At 62.8% G+C, this 22,690-nt stretch carries 20 protein-coding genes; 13 read left to right on the forward strand and 7 right to left on the reverse strand.

The window, feature by feature from the left end:
• Positions 1-46 precede the first annotated feature (46 nt).
• The 4 genes from AOT96_RS19120 to AOT96_RS19135 all read left to right on the forward strand — a co-directional run bounded on the left by AOT96_RS19120 (position 47) and on the right by AOT96_RS19135 (position 9,726).
• Complete coding sequence (locus AOT96_RS19120; RefSeq protein WP_007728440.1) at positions 47-775, forward strand: hypothetical protein; 729 nt, start codon at positions 47-49, stop codon at positions 773-775.
• A gap of 45 nt (positions 776-820) precedes the next feature.
• Entirely contained in the window at positions 821-1,684 is an 864-nt protein-coding gene (locus AOT96_RS19125; RefSeq protein WP_065352141.1) for a hypothetical protein, read from the forward strand.
• Positions 1,685-2,145: 461 nt separating this feature from the next.
• Positions 2,146-5,652 carry a DNA-directed RNA polymerase subunit beta gene (gene rpoB, locus AOT96_RS19130; RefSeq protein ID WP_003942068.1) on the forward strand — a complete coding sequence of 1,169 codons (3,507 nt, stop codon included), beginning with the start codon at positions 2,146-2,148 and terminating at the stop codon, positions 5,650-5,652.
• Positions 5,653-5,769: 117 nt separating this feature from the next.
• Complete coding sequence (locus AOT96_RS19135) at positions 5,770-9,726, forward strand: DNA-directed RNA polymerase subunit beta' (protein ID WP_003941914.1); 3,957 nt, start codon at positions 5,770-5,772, stop codon at positions 9,724-9,726.
• Between the two features lie 72 nt (positions 9,727-9,798).
• On the opposite strand, the gene AOT96_RS19140 is transcribed toward AOT96_RS19135, so the two are convergent.
• Positions 9,799-10,185, reverse strand: a complete 387-nt coding sequence (locus AOT96_RS19140) for a glyoxalase superfamily protein (protein ID WP_003942070.1) — start codon at positions 10,183-10,185, stop codon at positions 9,799-9,801.
• A gap of 88 nt (positions 10,186-10,273) precedes the next feature.
• Here AOT96_RS19140 and AOT96_RS19145 point away from each other — a divergent pair, with 88 nt between their 5' ends.
• Entirely contained in the window at positions 10,274-11,281 is a 1,008-nt protein-coding gene (locus AOT96_RS19145; RefSeq protein ID WP_065352142.1) for an LLM class flavin-dependent oxidoreductase, read from the forward strand.
• Positions 11,282-11,294: 13 nt separating this feature from the next.
• On the opposite strand, the gene AOT96_RS19150 is transcribed toward AOT96_RS19145, so the two are convergent.
• On the reverse strand, positions 11,295-11,792 hold the full coding sequence (locus AOT96_RS19150; protein ID WP_003941929.1) for a SixA phosphatase family protein: 498 nt from the start codon (positions 11,790-11,792) through the stop codon (positions 11,295-11,297).
• 73 nt (positions 11,793-11,865) lie between these two features.
• Between AOT96_RS19150 and AOT96_RS19155 the strand changes: the two genes are divergently transcribed.
• Entirely contained in the window at positions 11,866-12,066 is a 201-nt protein-coding gene (locus AOT96_RS19155; protein ID WP_003941897.1) for a hypothetical protein, read from the forward strand.
• Here AOT96_RS19155 and AOT96_RS19160 read toward each other — a convergent pair.
• Together AOT96_RS19160 and AOT96_RS19165 are read right to left on the reverse strand one after the other, a co-directional pair.
• The gene (locus AOT96_RS19160) at positions 12,063-12,821 is read right to left on the reverse strand and encodes an acyl-[acyl-carrier-protein] thioesterase (RefSeq protein ID WP_083197647.1); all 759 of its coding nucleotides are present in this window, start codon (positions 12,819-12,821) and stop codon (positions 12,063-12,065) included. The genes AOT96_RS19155 and AOT96_RS19160 overlap by 4 nt on opposite strands.
• Positions 12,822-12,865: 44 nt before the next feature.
• Positions 12,866-13,855 carry an NAD(P)-dependent alcohol dehydrogenase gene (locus AOT96_RS19165; RefSeq protein WP_065352144.1) on the reverse strand — a complete coding sequence of 330 codons (990 nt, stop codon included), beginning with the start codon at positions 13,853-13,855 and terminating at the stop codon, positions 12,866-12,868.
• Between the two features lie 65 nt (positions 13,856-13,920).
• On the opposite strand from AOT96_RS19165, the gene AOT96_RS19170 reads away from it, so the two are divergent.
• From AOT96_RS19170 to AOT96_RS19200, 7 genes are all read left to right on the forward strand, one after another.
• Complete coding sequence (locus tag AOT96_RS19170; RefSeq protein WP_003941871.1) at positions 13,921-14,577, forward strand: TetR/AcrR family transcriptional regulator; 657 nt, start codon at positions 13,921-13,923, stop codon at positions 14,575-14,577.
• A gap of 79 nt (positions 14,578-14,656) precedes the next feature.
• Positions 14,657-15,622: an NADPH:quinone oxidoreductase family protein gene (locus tag AOT96_RS19175; RefSeq protein WP_065352145.1), complete on the forward strand. Its 966-nt coding sequence runs from the start codon at positions 14,657-14,659 to the stop codon at positions 15,620-15,622.
• 89 nt (positions 15,623-15,711) lie between these two features.
• Positions 15,712-16,182 (forward strand): MarR family winged helix-turn-helix transcriptional regulator, encoded by a 471-nt coding sequence (locus AOT96_RS19180; RefSeq protein ID WP_003941890.1) that lies wholly within the window; start codon positions 15,712-15,714, stop codon positions 16,180-16,182.
• Entirely contained in the window at positions 16,179-17,711 is a 1,533-nt protein-coding gene (locus AOT96_RS19185; protein WP_003942006.1) for a DHA2 family efflux MFS transporter permease subunit, read from the forward strand. The genes AOT96_RS19180 and AOT96_RS19185 overlap by 4 nt, the downstream gene beginning before the upstream one ends.
• A 147-nt stretch (positions 17,712-17,858) precedes the next feature.
• Complete coding sequence (locus AOT96_RS19190) at positions 17,859-18,953, forward strand: LLM class flavin-dependent oxidoreductase (protein WP_003941891.1); 1,095 nt, start codon at positions 17,859-17,861, stop codon at positions 18,951-18,953.
• The gene (locus AOT96_RS19195) at positions 18,940-19,413 is read left to right on the forward strand and encodes a MarR family transcriptional regulator (RefSeq protein WP_083197648.1); all 474 of its coding nucleotides are present in this window, start codon (positions 18,940-18,942) and stop codon (positions 19,411-19,413) included. Before AOT96_RS19190 ends, AOT96_RS19195 begins: the two co-directional genes overlap by 14 nt.
• A gap of 20 nt (positions 19,414-19,433) precedes the next feature.
• Positions 19,434-20,420 carry a pirin family protein gene (locus tag AOT96_RS19200; RefSeq protein ID WP_065352874.1) on the forward strand — a complete coding sequence of 329 codons (987 nt, stop codon included), beginning with the start codon at positions 19,434-19,436 and terminating at the stop codon, positions 20,418-20,420.
• 40 nt (positions 20,421-20,460) lie between these two features.
• Here AOT96_RS19200 and AOT96_RS19205 read toward each other — a convergent pair whose 3' ends face one another.
• The 3 genes from AOT96_RS19205 to AOT96_RS19215 are packed head-to-tail and all read right to left on the reverse strand — an operon-like array spanning position 20,461 to position 22,690.
• Complete coding sequence (locus AOT96_RS19205; RefSeq protein WP_003941993.1) at positions 20,461-20,988, reverse strand: gamma carbonic anhydrase family protein; 528 nt, start codon at positions 20,986-20,988, stop codon at positions 20,461-20,463.
• A 44-nt stretch (positions 20,989-21,032) separates the two neighbouring features.
• The gene (locus tag AOT96_RS19210; RefSeq protein WP_007728407.1) at positions 21,033-21,893 is read right to left on the reverse strand and encodes an EamA family transporter; all 861 of its coding nucleotides are present in this window, start codon (positions 21,891-21,893) and stop codon (positions 21,033-21,035) included.
• Positions 21,890-22,690: a crotonase/enoyl-CoA hydratase family protein gene (locus tag AOT96_RS19215; RefSeq protein WP_003942035.1), complete on the reverse strand. Its 801-nt coding sequence runs from the start codon at positions 22,688-22,690 to the stop codon at positions 21,890-21,892. The genes AOT96_RS19210 and AOT96_RS19215 overlap by 4 nt, the downstream gene beginning before the upstream one ends.

The raw sequence follows: 22,690 nt of genomic DNA on the forward strand, positions 1-22,690 counted from the left end.
TTGACGATTCGCGGCCAGAGGCTGGGCAAAACAGGTAAGTAGGGTAGTGAGTGTGATTCAGAGAAACAGTTCCCCGCAGTCCGGCGGGCCCGAGCAAGTCGAATCGGGAGCGCCGACAACCGGTAGACCGAAGGGGCTGACAGCGTCTCTGATTGCGGTCGGTGTCTTGCTTCTGGCGGCAGTGGTTGCGCTCGGTGTGTTCGGCGTCCCGTACGTTCGGGCGCTCACCACCGACCGCACCACCGCCGAGATGCGTGACGACGCGTTGATCGGTGCGCAGCAAGTCGCGATCAACCTCAACAACGCGGATTCGGCCAATCTCGACCAGTCGATCGAGAACATGCGTTCTTCGGTGACCGGTGACGAGATGACGACGTATCTGCAGACCGTTCAGGATTCCATCACAGACGAGTTGCGTAACTCGGGCTCGAAGGCTGACACCGAAGTCGTTCAGTCCGCGCTGACCGAGCTCAATACCGATGACCGGACCGCCACGGCACTGGTCGTCGTTCGAGTCACCACGACCCAGGGCAACCAGTTCGTCAAGAATCAGCTCGGCATGCGGCTGGGCATGGTCGAGGTCGACGGGGTCTGGAAGGCTCAGTCGGCTGATCCGATCGGCTCTCGGCTCGATCTCGGCTCCGGCACCCTGCCGGCCACCGACGGCTCCACGCCTGCTCCTGACGCAACGCCCGCACCCGGTTCGGGGACCGAGGCACCTGCCTCCGGTGCTCCCGCACCGACAACCGAGGGCGGTGATTCCGGTGGCCAGTAGTTCGTCGAACCTGCACACCGACATCCCTCGAAGGAGAAGCGCGTAATGCCACCCAAACGTCGTACCGGCGGACCGTCCTCCCCGCAGAACCGTCGGCCGAAGATCGCGGGAAGCGCTCGCTCGCTCAACGTCCCCGCGGGGACGTCCGATTCGGATCCGGTCGAGCCCACGATCGAACAGCCGGAAGAAGAAACACAGGAGGCTGTGAAGCCGGAGGTTGCGAAGCCGGAGGTTGCGAAGCCGACGCTCACGAAGGCCGAGTCCGGAGAAATCGAGCCGCCGAAGACGGAAACCGACGCTCCGGAATCCACACCGGGCCCCGATCTGACCAAACCGGCGAAAACCGTCGCAGACGAGCCCAAGGCCCCTGCTACCCCGGAGACGGGCGCGGGGGAGTCGGCGACAACACCTACACAATCCAAGGCCGGTTGGCGCCTGGTCGCGATCCTGGGGGCCGCAGCGGTCATCGTCGCGATCCTCGCCGGCATCGCCTTCTTCAAAGTCGGCGCGAAGACGGACGACATCGCCTGGGTGGACGAAGGCGCCACGGCTGAAGTTCTTCGTGTGACGCCGTCGGCGTTGGCTGCAGTCTTCACGTTTTCTCCCGACACCTTCGACGCCGATTTCGACAAGGGTGTCCAGGGCCTGAACCAGTCGATGCGCGATCAGCTGACGCAGTACAAGGACACGCAGAAGGCCGGCGTCGAACAAACCCAGACGGCAACGACCGCTGATGTCCCGCTGATCGGGATCACACGGCTAGAGAAGGACCGGGCGCAGTTGCTCGCCCAACTGAACGTCAGCTCGACGCAGAACGGCGTGGCGGCAGACTCTCGCTCCGGAATGGTCATCGTGAGTCTGGAGAAGCAGGACGGAAACTGGCTGATCTCGGAGATTCGCGACCAGTAGCTCGGAGATTCGCGACCAGTAGCACCTGCGCACCAGCGCGAAGATCTGGATCGACGCACGATGTCGGTCCAGATTTTTCGTATGTGACGCCGTTGCTGGCTACACTCCCGGTGGCAGTGTTCGAATGCGCGTCACGAATGTTCGAATGCTGCGACACGCGCTCTCGCCCTTGACGGAGCGGTCCGCAAGGTCCACTCTGATCGGTGAACATGCACGGACGAGTGATCGGCAGTCTCACGTCAGTATCTGAATTCGACCCTCAGTTACACCCGACTCGACATTTCCAGAGTAAGGGTGTACTTTTGGACGTTGCGCTGGCTGCCTCCTGTCCACCCCTCGTCTCAACCGCTGCGAAGTCAAGTACTTCTTGCTTTCTGCGACGGGTTTCGTTCGGGTTGTAACCAGCGAAATTCGAAGCAGATACAGCGGCGGTCGCAACAGCACGGAGCGGCCCGCGTGAGGTGCTGGAAGGACGCATCTTGGCAGTCTCTAGCCAGACCAAGGCAGTTTCCGGAATCCCCGGAGCCCCGAAGAGGGTTTCGTTCGCGAAAGTTCGCGAACCCCTCGAAGTTCCCGGGCTTCTTGACGTACAGACAGATTCGTTCGAGTGGCTGATCGGCGCGCAGAGTTGGCGTGAACGAGCAGCGGCACTCGGCGACAATGCAGTGTCCGGTGGTCTCGAGGACATCCTCGCGGAGCTTTCTCCGATCGAGGATTTCAACGGCACTATGTCGCTGTCCTTCTCCGACCCTCGATTCGACGAGGTCAAGGCCTCGACGGACGAGTGCAAAGACAAGGACATGACCTACGCGGCGCCGTTGTTCGTCACCGCGGAGTTCATCAACAACAACACTGGTGAGATCAAGAGCCAGACGGTCTTCATGGGAGATTTCCCGATGATGACCGACAAGGGCACCTTCATCATCAACGGCACCGAGCGTGTGGTCGTCTCGCAGCTCGTGCGTTCCCCCGGTGTGTACTTCGACATGAGCGTCGACAAGAGCACCGAGAAGGATCTGCACAGCGTCAAGGTGATCCCGGGTCGCGGCGCATGGCTCGAGTTCGACGTCGACAAGCGCGACACCGTTGGTGTCCGTATCGACCGCAAGCGTCGTCAGCCTGTCACCGTCCTGCTCAAGGCACTCGGCTGGACCACCGAGCAGATCACGGAGCGCTTCGGCTTCTCCGAGATCCTCATGGCCACGCTGGAGAAGGACAACACCGCCGGCACCGATGAGGCGTTGCTCGACATCTACCGCAAGCTGCGTCCGGGCGAGCCCCCCACCAAGGAGAGCGCGCAGACCCTGCTGGAGAACCTGTTCTTCAAGGACAAGCGCTACGACCTCGCTCGCGTGGGTCGTTACAAGATCAACAAGAAGCTCGGCCTGAACGCGGGTCAGCCGATCGTTGCATCCACGCTCACCGAAGAAGACATCGTCGCCACCGTCGAGTACCTCGTGCGTCTGCACGCAGGTGACACCTCGATGACGGCTCCGGGCGGCGTCGAGGTTCCCGTCGAGGTCGACGACATCGACCACTTCGGCAACCGTCGTCTGCGTACGGTCGGCGAGCTCATCCAGAACCAGATCCGCGTGGGCCTGTCCCGCATGGAGCGTGTGGTTCGTGAGCGCATGACCACGCAGGACGTCGAGGCAATCACGCCTCAGACGCTGATCAACATCCGTCCCGTCGTCGCTGCGATCAGGGAGTTCTTCGGAACCTCCCAGCTGTCGCAGTTCATGGACCAGAACAACCCGCTGTCGGGGCTGACGCACAAGCGTCGTCTGTCCGCCCTCGGCCCGGGTGGTCTGTCCCGTGAGCGCGCCGGCCTCGAGGTTCGCGACGTTCACCCGTCGCACTACGGCCGCATGTGCCCGATCGAGACCCCGGAAGGCCCGAACATCGGCCTGATCGGTTCGCTGTCGGTCTACGCCCGCGTCAACCCGTTCGGTTTCATCGAGACCCCGTACCGTCGCGTCGTCGACGGACAGGTGACCGACGAGGTCGACTACCTGACCGCTGACGAAGAAGACCGCCACGTAGTCGCGCAGGCCAACTCGGCCATCGACCGCGAGGGTCGCTTCACCGACTCGAAGATTCTCGTCCGCCGTAAGGGTGGCGAGGTCGAGTTCGTCGCGTCCTCCGACATCGACTACATGGACGTTTCGCCGCGTCAGATGGTGTCCGTCGCAACCGCGATGATTCCGTTCCTCGAGCACGACGATGCAAACCGTGCCCTGATGGGCGCGAACATGCAGCGTCAGGCTGTCCCGCTGGTTCGCAGCGAGGCACCTCTCGTCGGTACCGGCATGGAGCTGCGTGCAGCTGTGGATGCCGGCGACGTCATCATCACCGAGAAGACCGGTGTCGTGGAGGAGATCTCCGCGGACTACGTCACGGTGATGGCTGACGACGGAAGCCGCAAGACGTACCGGATGCGCAAGTTCGCGCGTTCCAACCAGGGCACGTGCGCCAACCAGCGTCCGATCGTGGACGAGGGACAGCGTGTCGAGGCCGGCCAGGTTCTGGCCGACGGCCCTTGCACCGAGAACGGTGAGATGGCGCTGGGCAAGAACTTGCTCGTCGCGATCATGCCGTGGGAAGGCCACAACTACGAGGACGCGATCATTCTGTCGCAGCGTCTCGTGGAAGAGGACGTCCTGACCTCGATTCACATCGAGGAGCACGAGATCGATGCCCGCGACACCAAGCTCGGTGCCGAGGAAATCACTCGCGACATCCCGAACGTCTCCGACGAGGTCCTCGCCGACCTCGACGAGCGCGGCATCATCCGTATCGGTGCCGAGGTTCGTGACGGCGACGTGCTGGTCGGAAAGGTCACGCCGAAGGGCGAGACCGAGCTGACCCCCGAAGAGCGCCTCCTTCGCGCCATCTTCGGTGAGAAGGCTCGCGAGGTTCGTGACACGTCCCTCAAGGTTCCTCACGGTGAGACCGGCAAGGTCATCGGAATCCGCGTGTTCTCACGTGACGAAGACGACGATCTGCCTCCCGGTGTCAACGAGTTGGTCCGCGTCTACGTGGCACAGAAGCGCAAGATCCAGGACGGCGACAAGCTCGCCGGCCGCCACGGTAACAAGGGCGTCATCGGCAAGATCCTGCCGCAGGAAGACATGCCGTTCCTCTCGGACGGCACGCCTGTCGACATCATCTTGAACACGCACGGCGTCCCGCGTCGTATGAACATCGGTCAGGTCTTGGAGACCCACCTCGGGTGGATCGGCAAGACCGGCTGGAACGTTCAGATCGCGTCCGACGGCTCTCGTCCCGACTGGGCTGCGACCCTGCCGGAAGAGATGCTGTCCGCTCCGGCCGACTCGAACATCGCCACCCCGGTGTTCGACGGTGCGAAGGAAGACGAGCTCACCGGTCTCCTCGGCGCGACGCTGCCGAACCGTGACGGCGAGCAGATGGTCGGACCCGACGGAAAGGCCACCTTGTTCGACGGCCGCTCCGGCGAGCCGTTCCCGTACCCGGTCTCGGTCGGTTACATGTACATCATCAAGCTGCACCACTTGGTCGACGACAAGATCCACGCTCGTTCGACCGGTCCGTACTCGATGATCACGCAGCAGCCTCTCGGTGGTAAGGCCCAGTTCGGTGGCCAGCGCTTCGGTGAGATGGAGTGCTGGGCGATGCAGGCCTACGGCGCGGCTTACACGCTGCAGGAACTGCTGACCATCAAGTCTGACGACGTGGTCGGTCGAGTCAAGGTGTACGAAGCCATCGTCAAGGGCGAGAACATCCCCGAACCCGGCATCCCCGAGTCGTTCAAGGTGCTCCTCAAGGAGCTCCAGTCGCTCTGCCTCAACGTGGAGGTGCTGTCCTCGGACGGCGCGGCCATCACGATGGCGGACGGCGACGACGAGGACTTGGAGCGGGCCGCAGCGAACCTGGGCATCAACCTGTCCAGGAACGAAGCTGCGACGGTCGACGACCTCGCGAACTAGGTTTCGGTCCCCGGGTTGCTCTTGAGAGAGCGGCCCGGGGGCGTAGTTCACATTTGAATTGGCAGTCAGGTTGCCGGGTGACCGGCAACCGTAACCCCAACGGGGAAAGGAAGTTACGTGCTCGACGTCAACTTCTTCGATGAACTCCGCATTGGCTTGGCCAGTGCAGAGGACATCCGCAATTGGTCCTACGGCGAGGTCAAGAAGCCGGAGACCATCAACTACCGCACGCTCAAGCCCGAGAAGGACGGCCTCTTCTGCGAGAAGATCTTCGGCCCCACTCGGGACTGGGAGTGCTACTGCGGTAAGTACAAGCGTGTCCGCTTCAAGGGCATCATCTGTGAGCGCTGTGGCGTCGAGGTCACTCGCGCCAAGGTTCGTCGTGAGCGCATGGGTCACATCGAACTGGCCGCACCGGTCACGCACATCTGGTACTTCAAGGGTGTTCCGAGCCGTCTCGGTTACCTGCTCGACCTGGCTCCGAAGGATCTCGAAAAGATCATCTACTTCGCTGCCTACGTCATCGTCGGTGTCGACGAGGAGCTCCGTCACAACGAGCTGTCCACCCTCGAAGCCGAGATGCAGGTCGAAAAGAAGACCGTCGCAGATCAGCGCGACGCCGATCTCGAGGCACGTGCGCAGAAGCTCGAAGCCGACATCGCCGAGCTCGAGGCAGAGGGCGCGAAGTCCGATGTCCGCCGCAAGGTCAAGGACGGCGGCGAGCGCGAAATGCGTCAGCTCCGTGACCGCGCGCAGCGTGAGCTGGATCGTCTCGACGAGATCTGGACCACCTTCACCAAGCTGAGCGTCAAGCAGCTCATCATCGACGAGCTCCTGTACCGCGAGCTGGTCGACCGTTACGGCGAGTACTTCACGGGTGCGATGGGCGCAGAGTCCATCCAGATCCTGATGCAGAACTTCGACCTCGACGCCGAGGCAGAGTCTCTCCGCGAGACCATCCGCAGCGGCAAGGGCCAGAAGAAGCTGCGTGCACTCAAGCGCCTCAAGGTGGTTGCGGCATTCCAGACCAACGGCAACTCGCCGATGGGCATGGTCCTCAACGCTGTTCCGGTGATCCCGCCGGAGCTTCGCCCGATGGTTCAGCTCGACGGTGGACGTTTCGCGACGTCCGACCTCAACGACCTGTACCGCCGCGTCATCAACCGCAACAACCGCCTCAAGCGACTGATCGACCTCGGTGCTCCCGAGATCATCGTCAACAACGAGAAGCGGATGCTGCAGGAGTCGGTCGACGCCCTGTTCGACAACGGTCGTCGTGGACGTCCGGTCACCGGACCGGGTAACCGCCCGCTGAAGTCCCTGAGCGATCTGCTCAAGGGCAAGCAGGGTCGCTTCCGTCAGAACCTGCTCGGTAAGCGCGTCGACTACTCGGGTCGTTCCGTCATCGTCGTCGGTCCTCAGCTCAAGCTGCACCAGTGTGGTCTGCCCAAGCTGATGGCTCTCGAGCTGTTCAAGCCGTTCGTGATGAAGCGCCTGGTCGATCTCAACCACGCGCAGAACATCAAGTCGGCCAAGCGCATGGTCGAGCGCAAGCGCGTCCAGGTGTGGGACGTCCTCGAAGAGGTCATCGCCGAGCACCCCGTGCTGCTCAACCGTGCACCTACGCTGCACCGTCTGGGTATCCAGGCATTCGAGCCGCAGCTCGTCGAGGGCAAGGCCATTCAGCTCCACCCGCTGGTGTGTGAGGCCTTCAACGCCGACTTCGACGGTGACCAGATGGCTGTTCACCTCCCGCTGTCGGCAGAGGCTCAGGCCGAGGCACGCATCCTGATGCTGTCCTCGAACAACATCCTCTCGCCTGCTTCGGGTCGCCCGCTCGCCATGCCGCGTCTGGACATGGTCACGGGTCTGTTCCACCTGACCCGTCTCGACGAGGGTGTCACCGGTGAGCTCGTTGCTCCGACCAACGACGAGGCAGAGCAGGGCGTGTACTCCTCGCCCGCCGAGGCTCAGATGGCAGTCGACCGCGGCGCGCTCTCGGTTCAGGCTCAGATCAAGGTGCGTCTGACGCAGCAGCGTCCGCCGCGCGACCTCGAGAACGAACTGTTCCCCGAGGGCTGGAACTACGGTGACGGCTGGACCGCCACCACGACACTCGGCCGTGTGCTCTTCAACGAGCTGCTTCCGGCGGACTACCCGTTCGTCAACGAGCAGATGCCGAAGAAGCGCCAGGCGACGATCATCAACGATCTCGCCGAGCGGTACCCGATGATCGTGGTTGCTCAGACCGTCGACAAGCTCAAGGACGTCGGGTTCTACTGGGCCACCCGTTCGGGTGTCACGGTCTCGATCTCCGACGTGCTCGTGCCGCCGGAGAAGCCTGCCATCATCGAGGACTTCGAGGCTCAGGCCGACAAGATCGAGAAGCAGTACCAGCGTGGTGCTCTGGACAAGAAGGAGCGCAACAGCGCTCTGGTCACCATTTGGCAGGAAGCGACCGACAAGGTCGGCAAGGCCATGGAGGCTCACTTCCCCGACAGCAACCCGATCCCGATGATCGTGAAGTCCGGCGCAGCCGGCAACATGACTCAGGTTCGCTCGCTCGCCGGTATGAAGGGCCTGGTGACAAACCCGAAGGGTGAGTTCATCCCGCGTCCGATCAAGTCTTCCTTCAAGGAAGGCCTGACCGTTCTCGAGTACTTCATCAACACGCACGGTGCTCGTAAGGGTCTGGCCGATACCGCACTCCGCACCGCCGACTCGGGTTACCTGACCCGTCGTCTGGTGGACGTTTCGCAGGACGTCATCGTCCGCGAGGTCGACTGTGGAACAGAGCGCGGCATCGTCACCACGATCGCCGAGAAGCAGGCCGACGGCACGATGATCCGCGATGCTCACGTGGAGACCAGCACGTACGCCCGTACCTTGGCGGCCGATGCAGTCGACGCGAACGGCACCGTCATCGTCGAGCGTGGCCACGATCTCGGTGACCCCGCGATCGATGCTCTGCTCGAAGCCGGCATCACGACGGTCAAGGTCCGCTCGGTCCTGACATGCACCACCGGCACCGGCGTTTGCGCCACTTGCTACGGCCGCTCGATGGCCACCGGCAAGCTGGTCGACATCGGTGAGGCTGTCGGTATCGTCGCCGCACAGTCGATCGGTGAGCCCGGTACCCAGCTGACCATGCGTACCTTCCACCAGGGTGGTGTCGCAGGAGATGACATCACCGGCGGTCTGCCGCGTGTCCAGGAGCTGTTCGAGGCACGTGTGCCCAAGGGCAAGGCTCCTATCGCGGACGTCACCGGTCGGGTACAGCTCGAAGACGGCGATCGTTTCTACAAGATCACCATCGTTCCGGACGACGGCGGCGAAGAGGTTGTCTACGACAAGCTCAGCAAGCGTCAGCGTCTGCGCGTCTTCAAGCATGCCGACGGTCGCGAAAGCCTCTTGGCTGACGGTGACCACGTCGAGGTCGGACAGCAGCTCATGGAAGGTGCTGCCGATCCCCACGAGGTCCTGCGAGTCATGGGTCCGCGTCAGGTTCAGATCCACTTGGTCAACGAGGTCCAGGAGGTGTACCGGAGCCAGGGTGTGTCGATCCACGACAAGCACATCGAGGTCATCGTGCGCCAGATGCTTCGTCGCGTGACGATCATCGATTCCGGTGCCACCGAGTTCCTGCCCGGTTCGCTCACCGAGCGCGCCGAGTTCGAGTCGGCAAACCGCCGCGTTGTCGCCGAGGGTGGCGAGCCCGCAGCCGGCCGTCCGGTGCTCATGGGTATCACGAAGGCGTCGCTCGCGACGGATTCGTGGCTGTCCGCGGCATCGTTCCAGGAGACCACTCGTGTCTTGACCGACGCGGCTATCAACTGCCGCTCGGACAAGCTGATCGGTCTGAAGGAAAATGTCATCATCGGCAAGCTGATCCCTGCCGGTACCGGTATCAACCGTTACCGCAACATCCAGGTTCAGCCCACCGAAGAGGCACGCGCCGCTGCTTACGCAGTGCCGTCGTACGACGACCAGTACTACAGCCCGGACGGCTTCGGCCAGAACACCGGTGCTGCAGTTCCGCTGGACGACTACGGCTTCAGCAACGACTACCGCTAAGCGTTAGTTCGTAGAAAATCCCCCCACTTCGAAAGAGGTGGGGGGATTTTTCATGTCAGGAGTGGGACGTTTTCAGGAGTTGCTGCCGCTGAGGTCCGGGATGACGATCTCCTGGACGGCCCACTTGTTCCCGTCGGGGTCGGCGAAGTAGATGAACCGCCCCCAGGCCTGGTCGTCGATCGGGCTGATGTCGATGCCGCGGCTCTTGAACTCGCGCTCAGCCTCTTCGATGTCCTTGACCACTACCTGCATGCCGACGACCGAGCCGGGCTCGGCGTCGGTGATTCCCTTGCCGATGCAGATCGAGCAGGCCGAACCGGGAGGGGTCAGCTGGACGAATCGCAGGTCTTCGCTGACCGTGTGATCGTGGTCGGCATTGAATCCGAGGCGGACGTAGAAGTCCTTGGCGCGGTCGATGTCGGTGACGGGAATGGCGACCAGTTCGAGCTTGATGTCCATGACGTGCCCTTCATGTGATGGTGAATTCCGGCGACAGGTCCAGTGTTGCGGGTATTGCGGTCAGAAACGGTCCTCATTAGGCGTCCGGATGAAACTTTCCGAATTCCTTGTTGCTCCGAGGGTGCTTCTCTCACTGCTCGACCGATCCCGAACCCGGAGCGGATACCCCGACTCCGCAGCTCTGACGCATTCCGTCGAACGTGCCGCGCACGCCGACGCTCTCGGCTACCACCGGTTCTGGGTCGCCGAGCATCACGCGGTGCCCGGGATCGGGAGCGGGTCGCCGGCAGTACTGCTTGCCGCGATCGGCGCGCATACGCGCGATATCAGACTCGGCAGCGGTGGGGTCATGCTGCCGAATCACCAACCGCTGATCGTCGCCGAGCAGTTCCTGATGCTGGAGGCTCTCTACCCGGGGCGAATCGATCTCGGCCTCGGCCGATCGCTGGGATTCACGGAGCCCGTACGTCAGGCACTACGACGCAGCAAGGACGCTCCGGACACGTTTGTGTCGGACCTGGACGAGGTGAGGCGTTATCTGGACGGATCCGCGGCAGTGACGGCACGGCCGGCGTCGCAGACTGGAGTCCCGATCTTCGTGCTGGCGACGCGCACAGGTCTGAAAGTGGCAGCGCAACTGGGGCTTCCGGTGGTCGTGGGTGGGTCGATACTCGGAATCGGGGGTACCGGCCGGGTGGATGCGTTGGACGAGTACCGCCGAGCTTTCCGGCCCACCGACACGCATCCCGAACCCTATGTGGTGGTTTCTCTCGAAGTGGCGGTTGCCGATTCCACCGACGCGGCGCGTGAGTTGCTGATCCCGGAGGCATACGCGCTCGCAGAATCGTCACGGACGGGGGAGTTTCCGCCGCTCGCGTCGCTGGACGAGATCAGGCGCGCCCCGCGCAGTGATCGAAATGCCAGGCGTATCGAGTCGTTCACGGCGTCGGCGCTGCACGGCACACCTGTCGAGGTGAAACAACAGCTTCACGATCTCGCCGAGCGGACCGGTGCCGACGAAGTGCTGGCGTCGACATCGACGTACGACCGTGACGCGCTTACACTTTCGGACCGCCTGCTACGTGAGGTGCTTTAGCGGTGTGGTTGATCTAACGGGGCACGTGAAACTCGAGCAGAGTGGCGACGGAGTCGTCGAGTTCGGTCCACGGTACCGGTACGGAAAGGACGGCGATCGCCGAAGTGGGGAACTTGTCGCGGATACGTTGGGCCGCTTCGGAGTTTTCGTTCGATGCGAGATCGAGTGCAGTCCAGGGAATTCCGGGTTCGTGTCCGACGATCAGGAGCGTCTTGACGTGGTCGGACGTGGTTCGCGCGGCTGCAATGACGTCTGCGGGTGAGCCGCCGTAGATGGACTTCTCGAATCCGGCGGGAGCTTCGATTCCCGTCGAGGCAAGGGTTTCGACGGTCCGCCGGGAGGTGGAGCACAGAACGGCGTCGACGGGCGGGACGTTTTCACGGATCCATTCGCCGCCGATGCGGGCCTCGCGTAGGCCCCGTTCGGCGAGCGGACGCTCGTGATCACGGATGCCCTCGGGGTAGCTGGACTTGCCGTGTCGCATGAGGACGAGGGTGCGGTGGTCGACCATGCGTTCACGGTATCCGCTTTGTGCCCGTCAGTCCGGTTACTCTGGATGGTCAGGACCTTGAAGGAGGTTTTCGATGGCCGGTAAGAAGCTCGATCGAACTAATGCCCGTACTGCACTCGAGGTGGTACGCGAAAGCCCCACCATCGCTTTCATCACCGTTGCCCCGGCAGTGGTCGTGTTCGGCGTGGTGTGGTGGCTCTTCGGTTTCTGGGCCGCGATTCTTCTTGCGTTGGTGTTCGGTGTCGCGGCTGTCGCGACCCAGAAACTGCGTTAGAGGGCGCTCACCTGCGCAACTGCGCGGAGCGCTTCGCCGACCAGGAACCAGACCGTGACGGTCTTGTCGTCGACGCGGCTGCGCAGGACGACGTCGTCGCTGGAGACGATGGGGGAGAGGTACTCGATCAGTGCTCGATGCGGAACTGTCCGTAGTTCGGTGCGCGCGCTGAGGACCTCTTCGACTGCCTGCCAGTAGACGGCGTTGTTGACGTGGTCGAACGGGTCGATATCCGTGGCGCGCAGAGCGAACGGCGTGTCCAGAACACCGGCGTCGTCTGCCTCCGGTGCGTTCTCGGCGAGGACACGCTTCCACTTCAGTCGATGCTCGTCGGTGGATTCCTCCAGTGGCCGCATGAAGTCGTCGCTCATCCTGGTGGGCATGCCTGACTCGGCGCTGATGTTGATCCAGAAGCCTTCGGTTTCCATCAGCGCGCCGTTGCTGCCGTCGAAGCGCACACGCATGTTCGCCCATCTCGTGGAGAAGCCGGAGCACCAGCGAGTCATCGTCAACTCTTCCGGCCAGATCGCCGGGCGTACGATGTCGACGACCGTACGACGCACTATCCAGAGCGGATGGGTGTCGATGGCTCCCGCGGCCTCGATGTTGTCGTTGCCGATGTCCTGCAGGTAGCGGGCGACGGCGTCGAGCCTGACCTGCTTGGCGACGTCGATGTCGCCGGTGCGGACCGGGCGGGACTTGACGAAGATCGGTCCTCGGTCCGGCTGTTGCGCGAGCGTGAGATCTGGGTTCACGTGAGATTCCTGTTCGCTGGAGTGAGCCGATTCTGTCAGGCTTTTCAGCGAGTGGCGATTATCTGCTTTCCGCAGCCGGAGCCGTCGACCATTCGTGCCACGGCGACGGCGGTGTCGGCAAGGGGATGAACGGAGTCGATCACCGGGGTGATGTCACCTGCGTTGATCATCTGCGTCAGAACCTCCAGATCGTCGGCGTTCTCCGAAGCGATGAAGGTGCCCATTTTCTGAGATATGAACGGAGACAGGCACTGTGCGCGTATCTGGCGATCGGTTCCGCCGAGCCACCGTCCGCCGTTCTCGCCGCCGACGATCACCAGCGTTCCGGTGCGTGTGAGCGCCCGTCGAAGATCTCGCAGTCGGCGGTTGCCGCCGGTGTCGATGATGACGTCGTACCGATGCGATCCGTCGGTGGCGTCGTCGACGCGGTAGTCGAGAACCTCGTCGGCACCGATGGAGCGGACGGTATCGGTTTTCGAGGTGCTGCACACGCCGGTGACGTGAGCGCCCATGGCTTTTGCCACCTGCACCGCGTAGATCCCGACGCCACCGGATGCGCCGAGTACGAGGGCGGATTGGCCCGCCTGCACGCGGCCGTGGTCGCGCACGGCTTGCAACGCTGTGAGGGCGGAGACCGGCACCGCTGCTGCTTGTGCGAACGACAACCGGGCAGGTTTTGCGGCAATCTTCGTCTCGAGTGCGCGTGCGTACTCCGCGAACGAACCGACCGCGATCCCGTATACCTCCTGGCCGACTGCCACGCGGGTCACCGAACTGCCGACGGCCTCGACTCGGCCGGACACGTCCAGTCCGCGAACTCGGTTCCTAGGTCTGCGCAGCCCGAAACCCGCGAGGCGCAACGGATATGGCAGTCCGGCCATGAGATGCCATGCCCCGCGGTCGACGGACGCGGCCTCGACGCGTATCAGCACTTCGTTGTCGGCGACAGTGGGGCGCGGAATGTGGTCGACGTAGAGAATGTCGGCCTCGCCGTAGCGATCCTGTACGACGGCGGTCATCAGTTCCTTCGGCATGCGAGTCTCCGTTCATCGAATACTTACAGCGTAAGTATTGCACTTACGGTGTAAGTTCTGTCAACGTGGAGAAGCGCGCAAGATTGACCCGAGACGACGTCGTACACGCTGCTGTCGCGCTTGCCGATTCCGTCGGAATCGATTCGATGACCATGCGGAAGCTGGGCACCGAACTGGGCGTCGAAGCGATGTCTCTGTACAACCATGTTTCGGACAAAGGGGATCTGCTCGACGGAATGGTCGATGCGGTCTTCGCGGAGATCGATCTGCCGACGCCGGGACGCCCGTGGCGCACGGAACTTCACGTGCGAGCGGTATCGACGCGGGAAGTGTTGGGGAGGCACCCGTGGGCAACTCCGTTGATGGAGTCCCGAACGACGCCTGGTCCCGCGACCCTGCGCCACCACGATGCCGTCATCGGAACGCTACGCGCCGCCGACTTTCCCGTCGCCCTTGCTGCGCATGCCTTTTCGATCATGGATGCGTACATCTACGGCTTCGTGCTGCAAGAAGTGAGCTTGCCGTTCGAAACAGCGCAGGAAACGACGGAACTGGCGAAGGCGATCATGGGCTCGTTCGAGAGCGGTCAGTATCCGCACCTGGCCGAGTTGACCACCGAGCACGTCCTTGCTCCGGGATACAGCTACGCCGCCGAATTCGCTTTCGGTCTCGATCTGATTCTCGACGGACTCGAACGTCTGCACATCGGGAGCGAACGATGATCTGACGTGAGTACCGGGTTAAAGTCGAGAAAACCGGGTTACCGGTCCAGACTTCAGATGTCCCGAAGAGGAGCTTTCTGTGCGCGCCATGGTGGTTACGGAACTGTCCGGTCCCGAAGGAATTGTCGCGCAGGAGGTTCCCGAGCCCGCAGCCGAAGGTCTTGTTCTCATCGATGTGAAGGCAAGTGGCGTCTGCTTTCCGGACCTGCTCATCACCTACGGCAAGTATCAGATCCGCCCGGAACCGCCGTTCATTCCCGGAGCGGAGATATCGGGCGTCGTGGTCTCCGCGCCGGAAGGGTCGGGTTTCGCTCCGGGTGATCGTGTTCTGGCGGCCGCGTATCTGGGTGGGTATGCAGAGCGGATTGCCGTCAACCCGGCGCAGGTACTCCGAATTCCGGACGGACTCGCCTTCGACGAGGCGGCCTCGCTGATCATCAACTATCAGACGATGGAGTTCGCGCTCGCTCGTCGCGCGAAGATCGTCGCGGGGGAGACAGTCGTCGTGCTGGGCGCTGCAGGCGGAGTCGGAACGGCAACCATCCAGCTGGCCAAGGCGCACGGTGCCCGGGTGATCGCCGTGGTACGACGCGAGGGCGTCGATGACTTCTTGCGTGCGCTCGGTGCCGACGAGGTGGTCGCGCTGGCTCCGGGATGGGGAGAGCGGATTCGGGAACTGACGGACGGCGTCGGCGCTCAGATCGTGGTGGATCCGGTGGGCGGCGATGCGTTCGACGACGCGGTCCGGGTTCTGGCACCCGAAGGACGACTCGTGGTGATCGGATTCGCCGGCGGCGGTATTCCCGAGGTAAAGGTGAACCGGGTGCTGTTTCGCAATATCAGCATTGTCGGCGCGGCATGGGGTGAGTTCACGCGTACCAATCCCGAGGCGGTAGCCGAGGTACACGCATCGCTGGTAGAACACGTCCGGAACGGCTTGCGTCCGCTGGTCAAGGCACGGTATCCGCTTGCCGACGCAGCAGTTGCCCTGGCTGATCTCGAAAGCGGCAGAGTTCTCGGAAAGGCCATCTTGCTGCAGGAATGATTCTTCGCAACGTGATGGTGGTCACCAAATAATAAGTTGCAACATGTTTTCATTTGGGCAATAGTTGCAACCGCACTACCATTTGCCAGGTGATCGCTTCCGATTCTGATGACCTGTATGGAGCACTCGACGAGTTGTTCACTCGCCTGATGAGCGCCGGTGATTCGGAGTCGATCGATGCGTTGATCGAACTGGATCTCTCGTTCTCTCAGGTGCGTGTGCTGTTCGTACTTGCACAACGTGATGCGGCGATCCCGATCAACGAGGTTGCCGACGAGCTTCGGCTCTCGGTGGCAGCTACGGGGCGGAACATCGATCAGCTCGTGAACATGGGTCTGGTCGATCGCCGTGAAGACGAGCGGGACCGACGCGTCAAGCGGGTTTCCTTGTCGGAGGCCGGTCGTAAGGTGACGACCAACCACATCGAGTGCAAGCGCGGCCAGCTTCGCGAATTCGCGTCGCGTGTTCCTGAGCCAGAGCGGATTCGTTTGTTCGAGGCTCTCAAGCCCATTCTCGCGGGTGACTATCTGCGAGCACTTAACCAGGAGACTTCGCGATGACATCGCCGAACGCGCCGGCACCGGCGTCCGACAAACTTGACGGGGCGGTCCTCAAGATCGCTTCCGTGGTGGTGCTCGGCGCCATCATGTCGATTCTCGACGTAACCGTGGTGAGCGTCGCGCTCACCACCTTTGCCGAGGACTTCGAAACTTCGTACGCCACCGTCGCGTGGACGATGACGGCCTACACCCTCGCTTTGGCGACGGTCATTCCGGTTACCGGTTGGGCTGCCGACCGTTTCGGCACCAAGCGCCTCTACATGACGGCCCTGGTGCTCTTCGTGCTCGGTTCGGTCGCTTGTGCGATGGCGTGGGACATCACCTCGCTCATCGGCTTCCGCGTGCTCCAGGGTCTCGGCGGCGGCATGTTGATGCCGCTCGGTATGACGATCATGACCCGGGCCGCCGGTCCGGACCGTGTCGGTCGTGTCATGGCAGTTCTCGGTATCCCGATGCTGCTCGGTCCTATCGGCGGCCCGATTCTCGGTGGTTGGCTGATCGAGGCCGCGAGCTGGCACTGGATCTTCCTGATCAACTTGCCGATCGGCATCATCGCTCTGGCTGCTGCGTTCATCATTCTGCCGTCCGACAAGGCGAAGCCTTCGGAGTCCTTCGACTTCCTCGGCATGATCCTGCTGTCGCCCGGCCTGGCGCTGTTCCTGTTCGGTGTGTCGTCCATCCCTGAGGTGGGAACCGTCGCGTCGGCTCGGGTTCTGGTGTCGGCCGGTATCGGTCTGGCGCTGATCATCGCCTTCGTGTTCCACGCGCTCAACAAGGATCACCCGCTGATCGACCTGCACCTGTTCAAGAACCGTCAGTTGACCACCGCCGTCATCACGACGTCGCTGTTCATCGTCGCGTTCATGGGCGCCGGGTTGCTGTTCCCGAGCTACTTCATCCAGGTCGGCGGTCACACCACGCTCGCTGCCGGATTGTTGATGGCTCCGCAGGGTCTCGGCGCTATGGTCACCATGCCCATCGCTGGTCGACTGGTCGACAAGATCGGCCCGGGCAAGATCGTCCTGACCGGTTTGCCGCTGATTCTGATCGGCTTGGGTGTGTTCACACAGGTTGCCTCTGATTCCCCGACGTGGCTGCTGATGGGTGCCTTGTTCGTCATGGGCCTCGGTATGGGTTGCACCATGATGCCGCTGATGACCGCAGCTATCGTGACGCTCTCCAACGAGCAGATCGCTCGCGGCTCCACCCTGATGAACATCGTTCAGCAGACCGCAGGTTCGATCGGTACGGCCGTGATGTCGGTGGTCTTGACCAACCAGCTTCTCGATCGTGGCCTCGATACGACGATGGTCGGTGCGGCGTCGCACATTCCGACCGAGCCGGGAAGTCCGCAGGAGTCTGCTGCGAATTCGATTCTCAGTGCGGCGTCGGACGCTTTCGGCAACACCTTCCTCGTTGCCACTGTGCTGATCGTCCTGACCCTCATCCCGGCGTTCTTCCTGCCGCGTAGCAAGACCACCAGGCCGGTGGCCGAGGGCGAGACGGCAACGCCGATCGTTATGCACTGACCGCTTTTCAGTAGATCGTTTGTCCAGGTGAGGGCGGCACACATCTTGTGTGCCGCCCTCATCTTTTTGCCGTGGAATACAGCGGGATGGTTGAATGTTTGATCAGTTACATGCAAACGCATGGATCTAGTTCGCGGAGGAGCAACCATGCAGTTCGGAATCTTCACGGTCGGCGACGTCACCACTGATCCAACGACCGGGGTCACGCCCACCGAGCACGATCGCATCAAGGCCATGACGACCATCGCCAAGCATGCAGAGGAAGTCGGTCTCGACGTCTTCGCGACCGGCGAGCATCACAACAAGCCGTTCGTTCCGTCGTCTCCGACGACGATGCTCGGATACATCGCTGCTCAGACCGAGAAGATCACGTTGTCCACGTCCACGACGCTGATCACCACCAACGACCCGGTGAAGATCGCCGAGGATTACGCGATGCTCCAGCACCTCGCCGAGGGGCGCGTCGACCTGATGATGGGACGCGGAAACACCGCGCCGGTGTACCCGTGGTTCGGCAAGGACATTCGCGCCGGAATCCCGTTGGCGCTCGAGAACTATCAACTTCTTCGCAGGCTGTGGGACGAGGAGGTCGTGAACTGGCAAGGGGAGTACCGCACACCACTCCAGGGATTCACGTCCACTCCGCGCCCGCTGGACGGCATCGCTCCGTTCGTGTGGCACGGGTCGATCCGCAGCCCCGAGATCGCGGAGATCGCGGCGTATCACGGTGACGGATTCTTCGCGAACAACATCTTCTGGCCGAAAGAGCACTACATCGAGCTGATCAATCTCTACCGCCGGCGTTACGAGCACTACGGCCACGGGTCCGCGGATCAGGCGATCGTCGGCCTCGGCGGTCAGGTCTTCATGCGCAAGAACAGTCAGGACGCGGTCAAGGAGTTCCGTCCGTATTTCGACAATGCTCCGGTGTACGGCCACGGGCCCTCACTCGAAGAGTTCACCGAGCAGACGCCGCTGACCGTCGGTTCCCCTGAACAGGTCATCGAGAAGACCTTGGCTTTTGCCGATTTCTTCGGTGACTACCAGCGCCAGCTGTTCCTGATGGATCACGCCGGACTGCCGCTGAAGACGGTGCTCGAGCAGCTCGATCTGCTCGGTGAGGAAGTTGTTCCGGTTCTGCGCCGTGAGTTCGCGGCCAGGCGGCCAGCACATGTGCCGGACAACCCGCCCACTCACGCGTCGATGAAGGCGGCTCGTGAGGCAAGCAGTGTCACTGCCTGACGAGCAACTGCCTGAGGTTCCGGTCAGCACCACCGAACTCGCCACCGACGCCTGGGAAGCCTTGTTTCGCGCCCAGGTGTCGGTGCTGCGGCGGCTCTCTGCCGACGACGTCTGGGATCAGGTGTCGATGCGCGAGTACGACGTGCTGTTCACGCTGAGTCTTGCGTCGAGTAGTTCCCTTCGCCTGCATGACCTGAATCGGGAGATATTGCTGAGCCAGCCTTCGCTCAGTCGCCTGGTGGAACGGTTGGAGGGCGAAGGTCTGGTAACGAGAAGTGTTGATCCACAGGATCGCCGCGGGACGATCGTGCAACTCACCGAAACGGGTGCAGCGCTGCAGAAATCAGTGGGTCGCCGTCATGCCGCGAGCATCCGCCGCCACGTCGGACCGGCCCTGGACGCTGATGAACTTCGACTGTTGGCCGAATTGTGCACGCGTCTGCGTCTCGCGCAGTCATGACTGGAGGCAGGATGGACGATATGAGTAACCTCGAAGCGCAGCCCGTCGAGCAGGAATGCGAAGGCCATCCGGCGGAGAGCGAGATTCAGATCCTCACCCCGCGCGACGTACCGCTCGGTGGCCCGCGGGCCATGCGAGTGCGACGCACCCTCCCGCAACGCGAGCGTTCGCTGATCGGGGGATGGTGTTTTGCAGATCATTACGGTCCGGATGACGTCGGCTCAGGACCGGGCATGCATGTGCCGCCGCATCCGCATACCGGTTTGCAGACGGTGAGTTGGCTGTTCACCGGAGAGATCGAGCACCGTGACAGCATCGGTTCCCATGCGATGGTGAGGCCGGGTGAACTGAATCTGATGACGGCCGGGAGTGGGATCGCGCACTCCGAGGTGTCGACGCCGAATACGAAGGTTCTGCACGGGATGCAGTTGTGGGTGGCGCTGCCGGATGCGGCGCGCGATACCGCACCCGCGTTCGTTCACTATCGACCGGAGCCGGTGACCACCGATGGTGTCACGCTCAGTGTATTCCTCGGTTCGCTCGCCGGTGAAACGTCTCCGGTGTCTACCTTCACCGAATTACTCGGTGCCGAGGTGATTCTCGATCCTGGGGCCGAGATCGCCCTCGATGTCGATCGTTCACATGAGCACGGCGTGATCGTCGATCAAGGATCGGTTGTTCTGCGTGGTACCACTGTCGGCTGGGCCGAGTTGGGTTATCAAGCACCGGGTTTCGGAAAACTGACTTTGCGCAATCCGGGATCCGAACCGGCTCGACTGCTACTTCTCGGCGGGAAACCGTTGGGCGAGCAGGTCATCATGTGGTGGAACTTCATGGGCCGTACACACGAAGAGATCGTCGAGTATCGACGCAAGTGGCAGGCCGAGCTTGCCTCCGGATTCAACGGCAGCGTCCCGGACCGGCGTTTCGGCGTCGTGCCGGGATACGACGGTCCGGCGCTCCCGGCACCCGAGTTGCCGAACAGTACGTTGCGGCCCCGAGGCTAGTCGTTGCTCTTGCTGCTACCGGCCGCGAGCGTCGTTTCGATCAGGCTTGTTCGATGTCCTGGTGAGCCTTCGCGAGCATGATGTAGCCGGCGCCGTTGGCGGTGATACCGGCCTTTTCGCCTTCGGAGAGTTCACGTTTGACCTTGGCGGGCACGCCGGCGACCAGTGATCCAGGCGGGATTTGCATCCCCTGAGACACGACGGCGCCGGCTGCAATCAGTGACCCCGAGCCGATGTGTGCGCCGTTGAGCACCACGGCACCCATGCCGACGAGAACGTCGTCTTCGACGGTGCACCCGTGCAGCACTGCGTTGTGGCCGACCGAGATTCGTTCGCCCAGCACTGCGGGGAACGTCGGGTCGGCGTGCACGGTGCAGTTGTCCTGAATGTTGGTGTCAGCGCCGATGGAGATCGATTCTGCGTCGCCGCGGATAACCGCGCCGTACCAGATGCTGGCTCCCGCAGCGATGGTCACCGCGCCGACAACGGTGGCGTTGGGTGCGATGAACGCACTTTCGTCGATCTGCGGGGTGTTACCGAGAACGGTGGCGATGATCGGGTTGGTCATGGTTCTCCTGTGCGTTGGAATGACGTGCTCTGACGGTACCTGGACTACTTCGCTGTGGGTTTTCGATTCATGACGACTGTGCCGACGCCCGCGGCCACCACCAGTGCGATGGCCACGAGTGTGAACGCGTCGAGCGTTTGCCCGATCACGAGGACTCCGGCCAGTGCGGCCGCTGCGGGTTCGAGGGCGATGAGGACGGCAAAGACTTTCTTGGCTAGAGAGCGCAGCGCCCACATTTCCAAGCTGTACGGGATGACGGACGAGAGGACGGCGACGGCTGCGCCTGCGGCGAGCATCGTCGGATCCAGCAGTTCACTTCCGCCCGAGACGACGCCGAAGGGCAGCGTCAATACGGCCGCGACGATGCTTGCGCCTGCCAACCCGTCGGCGCTCGGGAGCGTCGCGGCCAGGTGGGAACCGGCCACGATGTATCCGGCCCACGCAGTAGCGGCGATCAACGCGAACATCACCCCGATCGGGTCCAAACCGGATTCGCCGTGATCGCCCAACCCGAGCAGCAACACTCCGCCGAAGGCGAGCAGCACCCATGCTCCGTCGGCCCACCGACGAGACAGAACTGCGGCCAGGGTGAGCGGTCCGAGGAACTCGATGGTGACGGCCGTTCCGATGGGCACCGTGTCGAGGGCGAGGTAGAAGGCGCCGTTCATCACGGCGAGGGCGATGCCCAGTGCGAAGATGCCTTTGCGCTGCCGGTTCGACCATCTGCTCCATCGCGGGCGGACGATGACGCCGAGGATGATCGCGGCGATCGTCAGCCGCAGCGTCGTGGCTCCGGCCGGCCCGATCTGCGAGAACAATGTCGTCGCGAATGCCGCTCCGAACTGGAGCGACAGTATCGAGGTGAGGACTGCTCCGACCGGCAGTAGCTGACTGCCCGCCTTCATTCTCCGGTGAACTCGGGACTTCGACGCTCGAGCATCGCGGCGACGGCTTCGTGGTGATCTCGGGTGTGGTGGGCGATCGACTGCATGGCGGCCGAGAGTTCGAGCAGGCTCTCGAGGCTCTGGTGCTGGCCCTCGCGGAGGAGCTTTTTGGTCATGCGGAGTACCTGCGGGGGATTGGCGGCTACTCGAGCTGCCAAAGCGTGCGCTGCGGAAAGCAATTCCTCGGGTTCGGTCACCTGCGAGACCAGACCCCAGTCGAGTGCTCTCGCAGCATCGATCGGTTCACCGGTGAACGCCATCTCGGCCGCGCGGGCGTTGCCGATCGCGCGGGGGAGCAGCCACGCTCCGCCGTCGCCGGGGATGAGTCCTACCTTGACGAAACTCTCGGCGAAGACCGCGGCGGTCGAGGCGATACGGAGGTCGCACATGAGTGAGAGGTCGCAGCCCGCTCCGATGGCCGGGCCGTTGACCGCCGCGATGGTCGGCACCTCACACGTGTACAGCGCGAGCGGGATGCGTTGGATGCCGTGCCGGTAGCCCTGGCGGATCTCGCCGGGTGCGCCACCGAACATGCCCTCCTTGTCTCGCATGTGCTTGACGTTGCCGCCGGAGGAGAAGGCCGATCCGGCCCCCGTCAGAATGACCGTGCGCACACTCTGATCTCGGTTGACCGCGGTGACTGCGTCTTCGAGGGCCTCGATCATGTCGATCTCGGAGATCGCATTGCGGGTGTCCGGGCGATTGAGGGTCCACGTGACCACATCGCCGGTTCGCGAGATCAGTACGGCGTCGCTCAT

The organism is Rhodococcus sp. 008, assembly GCF_001682295.1.
Lineage (GTDB): Bacteria > Actinomycetota > Actinomycetes > Mycobacteriales > Mycobacteriaceae > Rhodococcus_F > Rhodococcus_F qingshengii.

What these genes read in the sequence shown, in the direction of transcription:
- AOT96_RS19125 (WP_065352141.1), top strand. Translation starts at nt 821, where the DNA reads ATGCCACCCAAACGTCGTACCGGCGGACCGTCCTCCCCGCAGAACCGT.
- AOT96_RS19140 (WP_003942070.1), bottom strand. Translation starts at nt 10,185, where the DNA reads ATGGACATCAAGCTCGAACTGGTCGCCATTCCCGTCACCGACATCGAC.
- AOT96_RS19145 (WP_065352142.1), top strand. Translation starts at nt 10,274, where the DNA reads ATGAAACTTTCCGAATTCCTTGTTGCTCCGAGGGTGCTTCTCTCACTG.
- AOT96_RS19150 (WP_003941929.1), bottom strand. Translation starts at nt 11,792, where the DNA reads ATGGTCGACCACCGCACCCTCGTCCTCATGCGACACGGCAAGTCCAGC.
- AOT96_RS19155 (WP_003941897.1), top strand. Translation starts at nt 11,866, where the DNA reads ATGGCCGGTAAGAAGCTCGATCGAACTAATGCCCGTACTGCACTCGAG.
- AOT96_RS19165 (WP_065352144.1), bottom strand. Translation starts at nt 13,855, where the DNA reads ATGCCGAAGGAACTGATGACCGCCGTCGTACAGGATCGCTACGGCGAG.
- AOT96_RS19185 (WP_003942006.1), top strand. Translation starts at nt 16,179, where the DNA reads ATGACATCGCCGAACGCGCCGGCACCGGCGTCCGACAAACTTGACGGG.
- AOT96_RS19190 (WP_003941891.1), top strand. Translation starts at nt 17,859, where the DNA reads ATGCAGTTCGGAATCTTCACGGTCGGCGACGTCACCACTGATCCAACG.
- AOT96_RS19200 (WP_065352874.1), top strand. Translation starts at nt 19,434, where the DNA reads ATGAGTAACCTCGAAGCGCAGCCCGTCGAGCAGGAATGCGAAGGCCAT.
- AOT96_RS19205 (WP_003941993.1), bottom strand. Translation starts at nt 20,988, where the DNA reads ATGACCAACCCGATCATCGCCACCGTTCTCGGTAACACCCCGCAGATC.
- AOT96_RS19210 (WP_007728407.1), bottom strand. Translation starts at nt 21,893, where the DNA reads ATGAAGGCGGGCAGTCAGCTACTGCCGGTCGGAGCAGTCCTCACCTCG.
- AOT96_RS19215 (WP_003942035.1), bottom strand. Translation starts at nt 22,690, where the DNA reads ATGAGCGACGCCGTACTGATCTCGCGAACCGGCGATGTGGTCACGTGG.